The organism is Streptomyces sp. Root431 (assembly GCF_001426585.1).
GTDB lineage: Bacteria > Actinomycetota > Actinomycetes > Streptomycetales > Streptomycetaceae > Streptomyces > Streptomyces stackebrandtii.
Map to the genome: position 1 here is coordinate 503,477 of NZ_LMEI01000009.1, position 15,966 is coordinate 519,442.

The 15,966-nt window shown below is 74.7% G+C and carries 13 protein-coding genes; 2 read left to right on the forward strand and 11 right to left on the reverse strand.

The annotated features are described in order from the left end of the window. Window positions 1–61: 61 nt before the first annotated feature. Genes ASC82_RS15820 through ASC82_RS15830 form a run of 3 tightly spaced genes read right to left on the reverse strand, consistent with a single transcriptional unit; the run spans window position 62 to window position 4,426 of the window. Window positions 62–1,777, reverse strand: a complete 1,716-nt coding sequence (locus ASC82_RS15820) for an amidohydrolase (RefSeq protein WP_056647713.1) — start codon at window positions 1,775–1,777, stop codon at window positions 62–64. Further along, complete coding sequence (locus tag ASC82_RS15825) at window positions 1,770–3,137, reverse strand: amidohydrolase (RefSeq protein WP_079039282.1); 1,368 nt, start codon at window positions 3,135–3,137, stop codon at window positions 1,770–1,772. The genes ASC82_RS15820 and ASC82_RS15825 overlap by 8 nt, the downstream gene beginning before the upstream one ends. Then, window positions 3,134–4,426 carry an MFS transporter gene (locus ASC82_RS15830; RefSeq protein ID WP_242427666.1) on the reverse strand — a complete coding sequence of 431 codons (1,293 nt, stop codon included), beginning with the start codon at window positions 4,424–4,426 and terminating at the stop codon, window positions 3,134–3,136. The genes ASC82_RS15825 and ASC82_RS15830 overlap by 4 nt, the downstream gene beginning before the upstream one ends. A gap of 116 nt (window positions 4,427–4,542) precedes the next feature. On the opposite strand from ASC82_RS15830, the gene ASC82_RS15835 reads away from it, so the two are divergent. Continuing rightward, window positions 4,543–5,583 (forward strand): Lrp/AsnC family transcriptional regulator, encoded by a 1,041-nt coding sequence (locus ASC82_RS15835; RefSeq protein ID WP_242427667.1) that lies wholly within the window; start codon window positions 4,543–4,545, stop codon window positions 5,581–5,583. 209 nt (window positions 5,584–5,792) lie between these two features. Here the strand turns inward: ASC82_RS15835 and ASC82_RS15840 are convergent, their stop codons facing one another. Together ASC82_RS15840 and ASC82_RS15845 are read right to left on the reverse strand one after the other, a co-directional pair. Then, the gene (locus ASC82_RS15840) at window positions 5,793–6,821 is read right to left on the reverse strand and encodes a LysR family transcriptional regulator (RefSeq protein ID WP_056647720.1); all 1,029 of its coding nucleotides are present in this window, start codon (window positions 6,819–6,821) and stop codon (window positions 5,793–5,795) included. A 150-nt stretch (window positions 6,822–6,971) separates the two neighbouring features. After that, window positions 6,972–7,520, reverse strand: coding sequence for a carboxymuconolactone decarboxylase family protein (locus tag ASC82_RS15845; protein ID WP_242427668.1), 549 nt, complete (start codon window positions 7,518–7,520; stop codon window positions 6,972–6,974). A gap of 176 nt (window positions 7,521–7,696) precedes the next feature. On the opposite strand from ASC82_RS15845, the gene ASC82_RS15850 reads away from it, so the two are divergent. Continuing rightward, window positions 7,697–8,275, forward strand: a complete 579-nt coding sequence (locus ASC82_RS15850; protein WP_056647726.1) for a TetR/AcrR family transcriptional regulator — start codon at window positions 7,697–7,699, stop codon at window positions 8,273–8,275. A 71-nt stretch (window positions 8,276–8,346) separates the two neighbouring features. Here ASC82_RS15850 and ASC82_RS15855 read toward each other — a convergent pair whose 3' ends face one another. The 6 genes from ASC82_RS15855 to ASC82_RS15880 all read right to left on the reverse strand — a co-directional run bounded on the left by ASC82_RS15855 (window position 8,347) and on the right by ASC82_RS15880 (window position 15,953). After that, window positions 8,347–10,047 (reverse strand): AMP-binding protein, encoded by a 1,701-nt coding sequence (locus tag ASC82_RS15855; protein WP_056647729.1) that lies wholly within the window; start codon window positions 10,045–10,047, stop codon window positions 8,347–8,349. Window positions 10,048–10,088: 41 nt separating this feature from the next. Continuing rightward, window positions 10,089–13,361 carry an FAD/NAD(P)-binding protein gene (locus tag ASC82_RS15860; protein ID WP_056648611.1) on the reverse strand — a complete coding sequence of 1,091 codons (3,273 nt, stop codon included), beginning with the start codon at window positions 13,359–13,361 and terminating at the stop codon, window positions 10,089–10,091. Next, window positions 13,358–13,831, reverse strand: coding sequence for a cobalamin-dependent protein (locus ASC82_RS15865; protein ID WP_024760233.1), 474 nt, complete (start codon window positions 13,829–13,831; stop codon window positions 13,358–13,360). Before ASC82_RS15865 ends, ASC82_RS15860 begins: the two co-directional genes overlap by 4 nt. A 180-nt stretch (window positions 13,832–14,011) precedes the next feature. Further along, window positions 14,012–14,437, reverse strand: a complete 426-nt coding sequence (locus ASC82_RS15870) for a cupin domain-containing protein (RefSeq protein WP_024760234.1) — start codon at window positions 14,435–14,437, stop codon at window positions 14,012–14,014. Then, window positions 14,430–15,341, reverse strand: coding sequence for a sulfurtransferase (locus ASC82_RS15875; RefSeq protein ID WP_056647732.1), 912 nt, complete (start codon window positions 15,339–15,341; stop codon window positions 14,430–14,432). The genes ASC82_RS15870 and ASC82_RS15875 overlap by 8 nt, the downstream gene beginning before the upstream one ends. Window positions 15,342–15,413: 72 nt before the next feature. Then, window positions 15,414–15,953 (reverse strand): HPP family protein, encoded by a 540-nt coding sequence (locus ASC82_RS15880; protein WP_056647735.1) that lies wholly within the window; start codon window positions 15,951–15,953, stop codon window positions 15,414–15,416. Window positions 15,954–15,966: the final 13 nt, after the last annotated feature.

A 15,966-nucleotide genomic window follows, 5' to 3' on the forward strand; every position in this document is an offset into this window, starting at 1 on the left:
CCCACTGTATCCATGGGAGCGCGCCCGCCCGTCCCGGGCGGGAGCCCCCTCTCCCCGTCGCTCACCCGCCCCAGGTGAGCCGCCCGCCCAGGTACGTCGCGGTGACCGCGGCCTCCTCCGGGAGGCGTTCCGGCGCGACCGTGTACGGGTCGCGGGCGAGGACCGTGAGGTCGGCGCGGAGCCCGGGGCGCAGGGAGCCGATCTCGTCGTCGAGGTGGAGCTGCCAGGCGGGATGGGCGGTGACGGCGAGCAGGGCCTCGTCGAGGGTGAGCCGTTCCGTCGTGCCGTGGACGCGACCGCTCGCCGGGGTGCGGCGGGTGAGGGCGGTCGCGACCGAGGCCAGCGGGTCGGTCGGGGAGCACACGCCGTCGTTGTGGAGCGAGACGCGGTGTCCCGCGTCCCAGGCGGAGCGGACGGCCATCCAGCGGTCGGCGACCTCCTGGCCGAAGAGGTCGTCCGCGAGGACGTCGCCCCACCAGCGGACGTGGTCCATGAACAGGCTGACGGTGGCGCCGAGTTCGGCGGCCCGGCGGTACTGCGCCGCGGTGACCGCGCCGCAGTGCTCCATGCGGGGGCGCAGTGCGCGGAAGGCCTCGGGGTCGGCCGCGGCGGCGCGGGCGTAGGCGTCGAGGACGGCCTCGAAGGTGACGTCGCCGTGGACGTGGCAGGCCATCGGGTAGCCCTGGGCGGTGAACGCCCCGGCGAGTTCGGCGAGTTGGTCGGGGGTGTAGTTCATGGGGGCGTGGTTGCAGCGGCCCGGTCCCATCGCCCGGGTGGCGGCGCTGTCCAGGTAGAGGAAGCTGGTCGCGACCGTGCCCTCCCAGGCCGTGCCCTCCGCCCACAGTTTCATGCCGGAGATGCCGAACAGGTCCTCGGCGGGGGCGTGTCCGGGGAAGCGGCGGCCCGGCTCCGCGGCGAGTTCGGGGGTGCCGATGAGGTACGAGCGGACACGGACGGCCGCGCCGGGGCGCTCCGCCGCGGCCCGCAGCGCGGGGAGGAGGCGCGGTTCGGTGGCCAGGTCGGCGACGGTGGTGATGCCGACGCGGGCGTGTTCGGTGTAGGCCCAGTCGAGTGCGGCGGCGAGGCGCTCCGGCTTCAGCCGGTCCCCGGCCACCACCCACAACAGGGCTTCGACGGCGCCCCCTTCGTGGGCCTCGCCGGTGGGTTCGCCGTGTGCGTCGCGCAGGAAGCGGGCGCCTACCGGGTCGGGGGTGTCTCGGGTGATGCCTGCGGCGCGCAGCGCGGCCGAGTTGGCCCAGGCGGCGTGGCCGCTGTTCGCGACGACGACGAGCGGGGCGTCGGGGCGGAGCGCGTCGAGCTCCGCGCGGGTCGGGGGTGTCAGGTCGCGCTGGAGCAGCGGGTCGACGCCGTAGGCGCAGACCGGTTCGCCGGGCCCGGCGGCGGCCACGGCGGCACGGATGCGGTCGAGGACCTCGGCGCCGGTGGGCACGGTGAACGGCCGGACGTCCACGGCGGGCGGGGCGACGGCGAGGGCGACCATGACCGGGTGGCCGTGGGCCTCGACGAAGCCGGGCAGCAGGGCCCGGCCGGCGAGGTCGACGACCTCGGTCGCCCGGCCGCGCAGGCGCAGGACCTCGTCCTCCGTGCCGACGGCGGTGATGCGCCCGTCGCGGACGGCGAGGGCCTCGGCGCGGGGGCGGGCGGGGTCCATGGTGAGGACGGGGCCGCCGGTGAAGACGAGGTCGGGGGTGGTGCCGGGAGTGGTGTCGAGGGTGGTGTCGGGGGTGGTGTCGGGGGTGGTGTCGGGCTCAGGCATCGGAGGTCTCCTTCACCAGCCAGGAGGCGGCCGCCGCGAGGAGCGCTGTCACGCCGAGGGGGATCGTCGGCCCGGGTACGGGGGCGAAGTGGGGCGAGTGGTTGGCGGGGACGGTGTCGGGGAGGCCGTTCTCCAGGAGGGAGTCGGGGTCGACACCCGCGTACAGGGCGGGGTCGGCGCCGCCGAAGTGCCAGAAGACGGAGGGGACTCCGAGCGCGGTGCCGAAGACGCCGAAGTCCTCGCTGCCGGTGATGACCTGGGGCAGGGTGAAGACCCTGCCCTCCCCCAGGGCCCCGGTCAGGGCGGACTGGACGCGGGCGGTCGCGGGCCCGTCGTTGACGGTGACCGGGAAGGAGTTGAGGGGAACGATCTCCGGTTCCTTGGGGGCGCCCGAGGCGGCGGCCTCCGCACGGACGATGCGGGTGACGGCGGCCAGGATCCGGTCCCGTACGGCCGGGGTGGTCGAGCGGATGTTGATCCGCAGCTCGGCGGTGTCCGGGATGATGTTCTCCTTCGTCCCGGCGTGCAGCGAGCCGACGGTGACGACCGCGGTCTGCGAGGCGCCGATCTCCCGGGAGACCACGGTCTGCAGCCGCATGACCACGGCGGCGGCCATCACGACCGGGTCGACGGCCGTCTCGGGGCTCGAACCGTGGCCGCCGCGGCCGAAGAGGGTCACGCGGAGGCTGTCGGACGCGGCCATCACCGGTCCCGGCCGGGTGCCGAGGAAGCCGACCGGCGCCGGGGCGACGTGCTGGCCGAGGCAGATCTCGGCGCGGGGGAACCGGTCGAGGAAGCCGTCCTCGATCATGGCGGGCGCGCCGCCGACCTCCTCGGCCGGCTGGAAGACGGCGACGACGGTGCCGCTCCAGGTGTCGCGGTGGGCGGCGAGCTGCGCGGTGGCCCCGAGGAGGCAGGTGACGTGCATGTCGTGCCCGCAGGCGTGCATCACGGGCACCTCATTGCCGTCCGGGTCGGTGCCGGTGGCCGTGGAGGCGTACGGCAGGCCCGTCTCCTCCTTCACGGGCAGGGCGTCCATGTCGGCGCGGAGCAGGACGACGGGCCCGGGGCCGTTGGTGAGGACGCCGACGACTCCGGTGCGCCCGACGCCCTCGGTGACCTCCCAGCCCTGGGCGCGCAGCAGCCCGGCGGCGACTCCGGCCGTGCGGAACTCCTGGAAGGAGAGCTCGGGATGGGCGTGCAGGTCCTCGTAGAGGGCGAGGAGCCCGGGGAGCCGCTCGTCGAGACCTGACAGGAGCGGGGTGACCGCGGCCGGGCCGGAGAGGGTGACCGTGGCCGGGTCGGCGAGCGTGCCGGGGGTGACGGTGGCCGGGGCGGCGAGGTTGCCGTCGGTGGTCATGCGGATTCCTTTGCGGGGCTCGGGGTGCGGGGCGCGCGGTCGGCTGCGGCGCGGAAGGCGGTGGCGTCCTGCGGGGTCAGACACGCCATGACGGCGGCGACGACCGCGCCGAGGACGAGGAAGCCGAAGGCGATCTGGAAGGAGAAGGCGTCGGCGAGCGCGCCCATGACGGGCGGGGCGACGATGCCGGCGACCTGCCCGCCGACGATGATCACGGCGCCGCCCACCCCGACGTACTCGGGGGTGAGACCGGCCATGGGGACGGCGAAGATCGGCATGTAGGCGAGGGAGGCGGCGAAGATCGCGAGGGTGCCGAAGACGACGAAGCCGGTGAGGGACGGGGTGTTCGCCATGAGGAGCAGGGCTGCGGCGGAGACCGCCATGCCGGGGACGATGACCTTGCGGTGGTGGCCGCCGAGCCGGTCGGAGAGCCGTCCGCCGATGACGGTGGCGGCCGCGGCCCCGAGCGCCGGGATGGCGACGAGGGCTCCGGCCGCCGTGAGGGAGACCCCGTGCTCCTCGCTGAGGTACGAGGGGACCCAGGTGTTGAGGCCCCAGATGATGGTGCTGTAGCCGAACATCATGAGGGAGAACCGCCACAGGACGCCCTTGCGCAGGACCTCGCGGAGCGGGGGACGGGGCGTGGCCTCCACGGGCGGGGCACCGTCCGCGGACGCCAGCGGGGCGGGCATCCAGAGGCGTACGGCGACGAAGGCGAGGAGCCCGAGGGCGGCGGTGGACCAGAAGGCCGAACGCCAGCCGAAGACGGCGACGAGCGGGGCCACGGCGAGCGGCGTGATGACGGCGGCGAGGGCGTTGGAGCTCATCACCGCGCCGTTGGCGCCCATGCGTTCCTCCGGCCGGGTGCGCTCGACCAGGACCTTCATGGCGGCCGGCGGGAAGATGCCCTCGGCCACGCCGAAGGCGAAGCGCAGGGCTAGCAGCACGGCGAAGGACCAGGCGAAGCCGGTGAGGGCGGTGAAGACCGACCAGGACAGCAGGGCCCAGAGGGTCACCCGTCGGCCGCCGAACCGGTCGGCGAGCATGCCGCCGGGGATCTGGCAGAGGGCGTAGGCGAGGAAGAAGGCGGAGACGACGAGCCCTTGCCGGGTGCGGTCGATGTCGAACTCCGCGCCGATGGACGGCAGCACGAGGTTGATCACGAGCCGGTCGGCGTAGTCGACCAGCCAGGCGGCGAAGAGCAGGGCGACCGTGATCCGGACGGTTCTGCGGTGCGTGGGCGGCGCCGCCACGGGGGCGGGCGGGTCGGGAAGGAGCGGAGCAGGCACGGTACTCCTCTGTCACCGGTGGCCGAAACTGGTCGTCGGCCCGAAGTGCCCCTACGATCCGGTCCATGAGCCCGAACCTCGGAGAAGTGCCGGAAAGCATCTCTGCGGATGCCCTTGTGCCGGATTCCCGCGGCGAGGGTTCGGCGGTGGGGTTCTCCGAGCTGGATCTCGCGCTGATCGACGCCCTCCAGGCCGCCCCGCGCGCGCCCTGGACCCGGATCGGGCAGGCGCTCGGCGTGGACGCGACGACGGCGGCCCGCCGCTTCGAACGGCTCCGGGCCGGCGGGCTCGCCTGGGTCACCGCGTACGACGCGGCGAAGACGGCGACGGTCGCCTATGTCGAGGTGCGGTGCCGGCCCCGCGCCTTCGACCGGGTGAGCGCCGCGGTGACGGCGCTGCCGTGGGTGTTCAGCGTGGACGAGACGGCCGGGGACTTCGACCTCTTCCTCTCCGTCGCCGCCCCCGACCTGCCGGCCCTCGGCCGCGCGGTGCACCGGGGCATCGGCGGCCTGCGCGGGGTGCGCTCGACCCGGACGAGGCTGGGCATCACGCTGTACGGCGAGGGGCGCGACTGGCGGATGCGGGCGATGAACCCGGCGGAGCGGGCCGGTCTCGGCGGGCCGCACGGCCCGCGCCCCCGCTCGTACAGCACGCACCTCCACGAGCGGCCGGCGCCGCAGGACCAGGCGCTCCTCGGCGCGCTCGGCGCCGACGGGCGGCTGGGGTACGCGGAACTCGGCGCGCGGACGGGGATGAGCGAGCACACGGCGCGGCGCAGGCTCCAGCGGATGATCCGCGACGGGGACATCTCGCTGCGCTGCGATCTGGCGCACCCGCTGGCGGGCCTGTCCACGATGGTGGTCTACCGGACGTCCGTGCCGCACGCCCTCCTCGAACAGACGGGGAACGCGCTGGCCCGCCTCGAACACGTGCGGATGTGCGTGTCGGTGAGCGGGCCGTACAACCTCCTCGTCCTGGTCTGGCTGCACGGCCTCGGCGCCGTGGACCCCTTCGAGGCGCTGCTCGCGGAGCGGTTCCCCGTACTGGAGGTGCAGGACCGGACGGTGGCCCTGCACTCCCCCAAGCGCATGGGCTGGCTGCTCGACGAGCAGGGTCGGGCGGCCGGGCGGGTGCCGCTGGGGCTGCCCGAGCACTGACCGACCGGGAGCGGTGCGGCGCTGCGGCACGTCGGTCGGGGATCGGTGCCGCACGTCGGGCATGGAGGTGCCACGGCGCTCCGTCGCTCCCTGTGGACCCGGTCGGGGGTGGGGCCGGGGGGAGACGGCGGTGCGCCGTGGCACCCGTCGGTGGGCGGTGCGCGGATGGCACCGGGGGAAGGATCGTCAGGGCCGGTCAGGCCACGGGATCAGGAGGCGATGCTCGGATCCGGACCCAGGCCCAGGTCCAGGGCGTCGGCCTGCTCGCCGAGGACGGTGACGCCGGAGGACGGAGAGCCGGGCTCCTCGGGGTCGTTGGCGCAGCCGAGGGCGGTGGCCTGGCGGAGGGTCTCCGTCAGGTTCCGCCAGTCGAGCGCGGGCCGGGTGTCGGCGCGGCCGAGGACGAGCGAGGCGTTCCACCGCATGCGGGGCACACCGGGGAGCGGCCGCAGGCCGCCGGCCTCCTGCGGGGAGGCGGCGAGGGCCATGGGGAGCATGGCGCAGCCGAGGCCCGACTGGGTGGCGGCGCGGACGCCCGCCATGGAGCCGAGTTCGTGGATCTCGGGCGGGCTGTCGCAGCGCAGTCGGAGGAACTCGGGCAGCCAGCGCTGGGACGGACAGTCGGGGTCGGCGATGACGACCTGGCGGCCGAGGCCGCCGCGCCGGTGGCGGACGCCCGCGACGGCCACGAACTCCACTTCCTGGAGCCGTACTTCGATGAGGTCGTCGGTGCGCTCGATGTGCGGCTGGTCGGTTAAGAATCCGGCCGGGTCGTCCGCGTCGACGACGGTGAGGACCAGGGCACCGTCGATCGCGCCGGACCGGAAGGCGTCGTGGACCTCGGCCGTTCCCATGACGCGCAGGGCGAGTTGGACGCCGGAGAGGAGCCGTCGCCCGATGTGGGTGACCCGGGCGAGCTGCTGTCCGTACGCCAGCGCCGGGACGATCCCGACGGTCATGCGTGGCGGGTTGGCCGCAGGCCGGCGCAGGGCGGTCTCCATCTCGCCGACGAGGGTGAGGATCTGGCGCGCGTATTCGCACAGGACGGTGCCGGCCCGGGTGAGCCGTACGCCGCTGGGGAGCCGTTCGAAGACGGGCTCGCCGACCTGCCTCTCCAGGGCACGCATCTGTGCCGTGACGCTGGACTGCGAGTACCCGAGGCGGCGCGCCGCCTGGGTGAAGGACCCGGTCAGGGTCACCTCGCGGAAGGTCCGAAGGGTTCTTGCGTCGATGTCCACGTGAATTCCCCCCTGCCGCGCAGGCGGCAGTTCCTCGCACCGGGTGGTTGGTCGTCCACCCGCTTCGATCGCCCCAGTCGGTTGTCACACAAGCCGCAGGGGTGCGCGGACGCGCCATGCGCCCGGCACCCCTGCTCGGCCGCGAAGACTCTACTCGGCGAGGTGGGCCGGGACCAACGGAAAGTCCAAGTCCGGCTGCGCTACGTGATTGAAGAAGTTCGACAGCACGTTGAGCGCGACGTGGCCGACGATCTCGGAGATCTCCGCGTCGGTCACCCCGGCGGCGCGCGCGTCGGCGAGGGCCTCGTCGGTGACGCGGCCGCCGGTGGCCATGACGGCGCCGGTGAACCGGAGCACCTGGTCCATGTGCGGGTCGCCGGCGTCGCCGCCGTGGCGGGTGTCGAGCAACTCCTGCTCGCTCAGGCCGACCTTGCCGCCGCGCAGGGTGTGCGCGGAGACGCAGTACGTGCAGTCGTTGCGCTGCGCGATGTAGAGCGCGAGCTGCTCCCGCTGCCGGGCGCTGAAGCTCCCGCCGACGAGGGCCTCGCGCATGGCGAGGTAACCGCGGAGCGCGGCGGGCCCGTTGGCGAGCGAGGCGTAGAGGTTGGGCAGCTTGCCGAGCTGCTTGAGGGTGCCTTCGAGCAGCTCGCGCTGCTCCTCATTGGCGGTCTCGACGGTCAGTTGGGGCAGGCGGGGCATGGAGCTCTCCTTGAGCCGAACCAAGAGGGAACTGATCGGTACCATCAGGACGGTACCGATCGGTTCCGTCTGGCGCAACGGGAGGGCGCCACTCCGCCCTGAAGGTGCCGGTGATTCTCTGGGGGACCTCGACTGTTGATCCCTCACCCATACGGCACCGGGTGGTACCGTCTGGTATGGCCACGAACGCTAAAGAACGGCTCCTCGGTGCGGCGGAGCGCCTGTTCTACGAAGAGGGGATCCGGGCCGTCGGCATCGAGCGGATCCTGTCCGAATCCGGAGTCGGCCGCGCCTCCTTCTACCGCCACTTCCCCAGCAAGGACGATGTCGTCGTCGAGGTGCTGCGGCGCCGCGACGGCATGTGGCGCGCCTGGCTCGACGGCCGGATCGCGGTCAGCGAGCGCTCACCCGAGGAGCTGCCGCTGGCGCTCTTCGACGGGCTTGCGGAGCGCTTCGCCGCGGCCGAGTTCCGCGGCTGCGCCTTCATCAACACGATGGTCGAGACGGCCGATCCCGACAGCCCGGCGCACCACGTGGCCGCCGAGCACAAGGAGAAGGTCATCGCTGTCCTCGACCGCCTCCTCGCCGAGGGCGGCTACCTCGACCACGAGTCCCTGGCCCGCCAGCTCGCCCTCCTGGGCGACGGGGCGATCGTGACCGCAGTACGCGAGGGCACACCGGAGGCGGCGGTACGGGCCAGGGCGGTGGCCGAGGTCCTGCTGCGGACGGCGGAGCGGGAGTCGGTGCGGGCGTAGGGGGGGGCGGGGGTGGGGGCGGGGGTGGGGGCGGGGTCGAGTGCAGGCCCCAAACCCCAAGCCCCCAGCCCTCAGCCCCCTGGGGTGAGTTCGCCGCGCCGCACCTTGCCCGAGCGGGTGCGCGGCAGGCGGGTGACGACGTCCACCCCGCGCGGTACGAAGACGGGCGCGAGGCGCTCGGCGGCGAGGGTCAGGAGCTCGGCCCCCACCCTGTCGTGCCGGGTACCGGCCGGCTCCCGGGCCGTCGGGGCCGACTCCCCCGGCGCCGCGCGGAGTTCGACCACGGCGTACGGCGCCAGGCCGCCGGCCGGGTCGGGGCAGGGGATCACCGCCGCGTCGGCCACCTCCGGGTGGGTGCGGAGCACCGCCTCGATCTCCATCGGCGAGACCCGGTGGCCGTGCGACTTGAAGACCTCGTCCATCCGGCCGAGGAGCCGGACGGAGCCGTCGGCGCACCGCTCGCCCCGGTCGCCGGTGCGGTAGAGGCCGTCGGCGAAGGCCTCGGCCGTACGCTCGGGAAGGTCGGCGTAGCCGCGCATCAGTCCGGGCGGACGCTCCGTCAGATCCACGCACACCTCGCCCGCTTCGCCGGTCGCCCCCGTCTCCGGGTCCCGGAGCACGATCCGGTAGCCGGGGAGCGGGTGCCCGAGCGGGGCGAGCGGCTCCGGGGTGTCGGGGGCCCGGCCGATGAGGGCGGTCGCCTCGGTCTGGCCATAGCCGTCGCGGACCCGTACGCCCCAGGCCGCCTCGATCGCCTCGGCCGTCTCGGCCGTCAGGGGCTCGCCCGCCGCCGTCGCCTCCCGCAGCCGGGGCGCGCCCGGGCCCCCGGCCGCGTACGGCAGCATGGCCCGCCAGGCGCTGGGCGGCGCGCAGAGGCTGGTGGCGCCGTGGTCGGCGAGGGTGCGGGGCAGGAGGGCCGGGGGGAGGCCGCCGTCCGGGGGCGCGAGGACGGTGGCCTCGGCGGCCCACGGCACGAAGAAGCTGGACCAGGAGTGCTTGGCCCAGCCGGGCGCGGAGAGGTTGAGGTGCCGGTCGCCGGGGCGGAGCCCGCTCCAGTACAGGCTGGAGAGGTGCCCGATGCCGTATCCGGCGTGGCTGTGCTCCACGAGCTTCGGCAGCGAGGTCGTGCCGGAGGTGAAGTAGCAGAAGGACGGATCGGCGGCCCTGGTGGGTCCGTCGGGCACGAAGGCCCGTCGGCCGGTCCCCCGTGTGTCGGGGTAGGGGAGCCACCCGGTCCGGTCGGCGGCCGGCGTCATCCGTACGCCGGGGACGGGCAACTCGTCGAGCAGTGGTACGAGTTCGGGTGCGCAGACGAGGTGCCGGATGCCGCCGCGGGTGATCCGGTCGGCGGCCTCCCCCCGGGTCAGGTCCTGGTAGCCGGGGACGGCGACGGCGCCCAGCTTGATGCAGCCGAGGAGCGTCTCCCACAGCTCGGCCCTGGTGCCGAGCAGGATGAGGACACGGTCGCCGCGCGCTACCCCGGACTCCCGCAGGGATACTGCCAACTCGTCCGATCGGGAGGCGAGTTCGGCGAAGGAGACGCGGTCGGCGAGCGGGACCCTGCCGTCGGGTCCCGGTCGGCCGAGGATTTCCAGGGCCGGCCGGTCGTTCCCTTCGGCGATGACGTCGAACCAGTCCAGGGCCCAGTTGAAGTGCTCGGCGCGCGGCCACCGGAAGGCGGCGCAGGCCTCCTCCCGGTCACCGCGCAGCCTCAGGAGGAGGTCACGGGCCGCCCGGTACTCCTCGTGAGCGGCCGTACGAGCCCCGCTCACCGCGCGCCCCCTCGCCTCGTGCCCCGTCACCGCACCTCCGTTCACCGCGCACCGCCGGGCCGCGCGGCGGCGAGCAGCGCGGCCGCGATCGCGTCGGCGTCCTTGGTGAAGGAGCCCCAGGGTCCGGGGCGGCCGCTGCCCACCTGGGTGAACCAGCGGGTGTGCTCGCTGGGGATGCCGAGCACGTGCGTGCTGGTGTCCACCGAGCCGTCCGCCCGCACGGGGTGGAAGGGCGACTCTGTGCAGTCGAGCCCGCCGGTCGCGAACACCTCTGCTCCTTCGGACCGCTCGCCGCCCTCCGCCGCGGCGGGCGCGTTGGTGAACGTCCGGATCCGCCCGTCCACCATCAGTCCCCGGATCAGCGGGTCCCGGTCCGCCGCCAGGTCCGTGCTCGGCTGGCGGGCGTCCACGACGACGTCCAGAGGCACCCAGGAGTTCTCGACCTGTTCGGATTCCACCGCGAAGCGCCCTTCGACCGGATCGGCCTCGAACCGCGCGCCGGGGCCGACCGGTTCGAGGATCCCGGCCGCGAGGAGCGCGAGGAACTGCTCCGAGCGCACGGGCGGCGGCCCCGTCGACACCATCGCCGCGAGCGGGCCGAACTCGGCGAGGAACCAGCGGTGCGACGCGGGGGTCAGCCCGCCGAAGTCGACCACGGAGCGGACCGTCTGCCGGACGTCGCGCAGCACGTCGGCCGCCGCTTTCAGCGGCCCCTCGGCGTTCCCCTGCCGGGCCTCGGCCAGATCGGCGCGCAGCCACTCGGTCAGGACCTTGTGGAACTCGGCAGGGGAGCCGAAGCGCCGGCCCTGGAACGGCCGGGCGAGCGCGGCGAGGCCGGTGAGCGGCCGCGGGTCGATCCGGTATCCGGCGGCGAGCCCCTCCAGGAGCCGGGGGTCGTCGGCGGCGGACTCGACGGCGCGCTCGGTGAACTCGGCCGCCGCGTCCGGCCCGTGGACGCGGCGGATCCGGGTGGCGAGGAGGACGAGGTTGACCTCGGCGAGCAGCCAGGGCAGGACGGACCGCTCGAAGTCGAGCGGCGCGCCCTCCGCGCGCAGGGCGGCCATGCGTTCGGCGGTGAACAGTCGTGCCTGATAGCGGTGCTCGGGAGACTTCTGGTTGGCGCCCCGGGTGAGCAGGGGCACTCCCCCGCGCGAACCCGCCATGATCCGGGGCTCCTTGCCGCTGGGCAGGTAGAGCAGCCCGTCGCCGCCCTCGGTGAAGGTGCCGCCGCGCCCCAGGGTGAGCTCGGCGAGGATGTCGTAGAAGGTGAGGCCCATGCCGAGGATGCCGACGCTCGCGCCCGCCGGGATGTCGGCGAGCGGCATCTCGTTCGCCGTGCCGCCCGCGACGTACCGGACGGGGCGGGCCGGGGTGGAGTTCTCCCGCGCGAACTCCGCCCAGGTGCCCTGCTGTTCGTCGGGTTCGTTGTCGGGGTGCCCGGTGGCGATCAGCACCCGGTCGACGGTGAGGACCTCGCCCCGGTCGAGCCGCAGGCGGTGCACGCCGCCGTCGGGCCCGTCCTCCTCGCGCGAGCGGTCCGCGCAGATCACCCGGGCGGGGATGCGGTGGACGGTGAGCGAGGACGGCAGGGACTCCTCGACGCACCGCATGACGTACGTGAGGTAGCGGCCGTAGACGGCGCGGGGCGCGTAGCCGTCCGGCTCGGCGGCCGCCGGGTCGTCGTCGGCCCACCATTCGCCGAGCGAGGGTCCGGCGCCGGGCCGGTGCGGTCCCGCGTCGGCGGGCCCGGAGAACATGGTGACCTCCTGGGCCGGGGTGTTCATCAGGAACCGCGGCGACTGGTCCGTCCGCCAGATCCGACCGGCCCCCGCCTCGTACGGATCGACCGCGAAGACCTCCACCGGCCGGGCCGGCGGCTCCTCGGCGCAGCGCGCGGCGAGCCGCTCCAGTACGGAGAGGCCGCGCGGGCCCATCCCGACGAACGCGATCCGCAGGGGCTCGGCGGGCTGCGGCTCCGGGGCGGGGCGCGGTGCGGACGCGGGCTCCGGCGGCGGGTTCGTACCGGCCGCCAGGTCGTGCTCCCGGGCGACCCGGCCGAGCATGCCGGCGAGCTGACGCGAGGTCATCGGTATGGTCCTCCGGCTGGTGGTGAGCAGGGGCAGCGCGCCCAGGTCGGTCCACTGGAGGCGGCCGTCCGGCGCGACGGTGGACCGGGCGGCGCCGCGGTTGTCGGGGTGCAGGCAGTACGGCACGTCGAGGAGGCCCCGGTCGAAGGCCTTGAGCAGGGCGGTGCCGAGGTCGTCGGAGAGCCCGAGGACGGCGGTGATCAGGGTGCGGGCCTCGGCGAGGACCTCCTCGGCGTCGGCGGTGGGAGCGCCGGACGCGGCGCGGGCGCCGTGTGCGGCACCGGCCGCGTCGGCGGCGATCCTCAGGGCGGTGAGGTTCTCCGCGACGGTGGGAATGCGGTGCGCCTCGGTCTCGGTCTTCACGATGAGCCGCCGTGCCCCGCCGCGGACGGCGAGCTCGGCGCTGCGGCGCAGCAGCAGCCGGGCGCCGGGCACGGTCTTCGGGTAGACCCCCATGTACGTGTAGAGCACGATGTGCCGGTCGACGGCCGGCGGCAGGAACTCGTCGGCGAGCATCCGCAGCGCGGTGAGCGCGCCCGTGTCCTGGGCGGGGTGGGTCTGCTGGGCGTAGCTGAGGGAGACGCTGGTCGCTCCGTTGGCCACGAAGAACAGGCACTCCAGGACCGAGACGGCGACGAGCAGCGAGGGCGGGCAGAGCTGGCCGAGGAGGCAGCCGCCGAAGGATTCGAGATGCGCCCGGCGGCCGTGCGCGCGGCTCTCCTCCGTCAGGAACTGGACGGAGTCGCGCCAGGCGGCGACGGATTCGGCGAGCGGGGTACGGCCGTAGGGCAGACAGTACGAGACGGGGCCGCCCTCGGAGGCGGCGAGCCCGGCGGCGGTCATGGTGCGGAAGATGGCCATCGGGTCCGCGGAGCCGTGCCGGACCTGGACGGGGGTGCCGCGTCCGGCAGCGGCCGCGACCCGTGCGGTGGTCTTCGGACCGTGGCTGACCAGCGGGAAGCCGTTCAGCGGCAGGCCGGCGCGCAGGGCGGCGGTGGCGGCGGCGTGATCGCCGACGCGGGTGTAGCTGTCGATGGTGAGGGTGGCGACGGTCCGCAGGGGCAGCCCGGCGACGGCGGCGACTCCGGCGGCCATGTCCTCGGCCCCGACCATGCCCATCCGGGGCTGGACGACGAGGGCGCCGGCCTCGGCCGACTCCCGGACGAAGGTGCCGAGATCACCGGGGGGAAGCGGGGGCTGGGCCGCGGGCGGGACGGTGGTCGTCAAGCCGCTGCCCGCCCGGTACACGCGCCGCCGAGCTCCCCGAGGCGGCGCAGCAGGGCGGTGGGCGGGGTCCCGTCCGCGTACACCTCGTCGAATCCGGCGTCGAGGAGTTCGGCGGTACGGGTGGCGGCGCCCTCCGGGGAGATGCCGAGGAGCCCGCCGATGACCATCGGGACGGACCGGGTGGCCCGGTCGCCGCGCAGGGCGCGGGCTGCGCGCAGCCCGTCCTGGTGGCCGTGGCCGTTGACGGAGGAGAGGACGACGAGGTCGGGCCGGGTCATGCGGGCGGTGTCGACGAGGAGTTCCTCGGGGACGCAGGGGCCGAGGTTGAGCACCGAGTGGCCGTGCTCCTCCAGGAAGAGCTGGAGGTGGACGAGGTTCCAGGTGTGGGCGTCGGACGAGCCGGTGGTGAGCAGGACCCGGCGGGAGGGCTCGGGACTGCGCAAGGACTGGGGCCGTGCGGACGGGGTCATGGCGTCTCTCCGGGAGGTCTGGGCAGGACGGAGCAGGACGGAACGTGGCGAAACGGGGCCGCACAGGGCAGCGCGAGGCACGCCGCGGCGCGGCGGGGGTTTCTCACGGGGCGGGCCGGACAGGGCGAGGCCGCCGGACTCCCCTGGGGAGCCCGGTGGCCTCGCGGACGGCCCGGCGGGTCAGGCGGAGGGAACTCCGGCGCCGACTCCGGTGGTGATCTCGCCGGCCTCGGGCGTACGGGAGGCGGCGGGGCGGGCACGGACGGCGAGGACGGTGCAGCCCTCGGCGCTGGACATCTGGTGCCGGGTGCCCGGCTCCTCGACGACGAGGTCGCCGCGGTGGAACCGGCGCCCGTCACTGTGGTCGAGGGTGCCGTCGAGGACGAGCATCAGCTCGTGGCCCAGGTGCTCGTGGAAGTCGCCGTGGGCACCGGGCGGGAAGCGCAGCAGCAGGGAGGCGGAGTCCTCGTCCTCGGCGGCGTCCGGGCCCCAGAGCACGACGTACTCGACGCCGACGCGGCCGGGTTCGGCCCACGGCACCCAGGCCAGGTCGGTCTGGTCGAAGCCGTTGCGGAGCACGTTGCGGAAGACCGTCACGTCAGGCATGGGCGCGGACCTCCGAGGCGGCGCCGCGCTGAGCGACGATCGACGGGATGCCGTCGGCGCCCCAGGGCTGGGGGCCGTTGACGATCGGGGCGCCGATGAGGGAGCCGAACTCCCGCCAGGCGCCGTCGTAGTTGCGGATGTCGGGGAGTCCGAGAAGCTCCCGCAGGACGAACCAGCTGTGGGCGGAGCGCCAGCCGACGCGACAGTAGACGACGGTCGGGGCGTCGGTGCGGACGGCCGCGTAGGCGCGGGCGAGCTCCTCCTGGCCGCGGAAGGTGCCGTCGGGGTGGACGGCCGTGTGCCAGGGGATGTGCTCGGCGGAGAGCGCGTGGCCGCAGCGCACGCCGAGGTCCTCGGGGACGCCGGGCGGGGTGTTGCTCTGCCCGAGGTACTCCTCCAGGGAGCGGACGTCGAGGAGTTGGTGGCGGCCGATGTGGTCGAGCATGTCCTCGCGGCGGGCGCGGATCGTCTCGTCGACGGACGGTACGGGGTAGGCGACCGCGGACCGCTCGGGCGCCTCGTCGGTGAGGGGGGCGCCGAGCGCCTCCCAGCGGAGCCGTCCGCCGTCGAGGAGGCGCAGCTCCCGGTGGCCGTAGAGCGTGAACTGCCAGTATCCGGCGGCGGCCCACCAGTTGTTGTTGCCGCTGAGGAAGACGACGGTGTGGTCGGCGGATATGCCGTGCCGGCCGAGGAGTTCGGCGAAGGCCTCGGGGCCGATGACGTCCCGGCGTACGGGGTCCTGGAGGTCACCGGTCCAGTCGAGGCGGACGGAGCCGGGGATCCGGCCCGCCCGGCTGCCGCCGTCGGTGATCTCGACGAGGACGGTGCCCTCGTCCCGGGCAGCGGGGTTCCGCAGCCCTTCGATGATCTGCTCGCAGCTGACGAGCAGTCTGTCTCGGTTCACGTGCGCTCCGTTGAGGGTCGGTAGGCGGAGGTGCGTGGGGGTCGGACGGGGTTCACGGGCGGCGGGCGGCCGTCACCACCAGTACGCCGGGTACTTGCCGATGACGCCGAGCCGCGAGGCGATCAGGCCCACCAGCACGAGGAGGACGCTGCCGACGGCGAGCAGGACGAGGAAGCGGACGGGCGCCGGGTCCTGGAGGACGGCGAGGACGGCGGTGGCGGCGGCCGGGGCGTGGACGGCGCGCAGGAGGAGCATGACGGCGACGCTGAGGCCGGCGGCCACGGCGGCGACCCACAGGGAGCGGCCGAACAGGGCGACGGCGACGAGGCCGAGGATGCCGGAGCCGAGCTGGCCGAGGATCACTCCGCGGGGCTGCGCCGGGGGCAGGACGGGCGTGCTGCAGATGATCATCGCGGTGGCCGCGAGCGGGGCGATCATCAGCAGGTGTCCGGTGGCCTCGCCCAGGGCCACCAGGATCACCAGCGACACGACGGTGGCGAGGGTGCCGAGGGCCGCCGGCCGGGCGCCGGGGAAGGGCGGGGCGCCGCCCGCCCAGCGGCTGCGGGCGGGCGGGGCCGCCGCACCCGCGGGGGTCTGGGTCTGGTTGCTCACGGTGTTCTCTCCT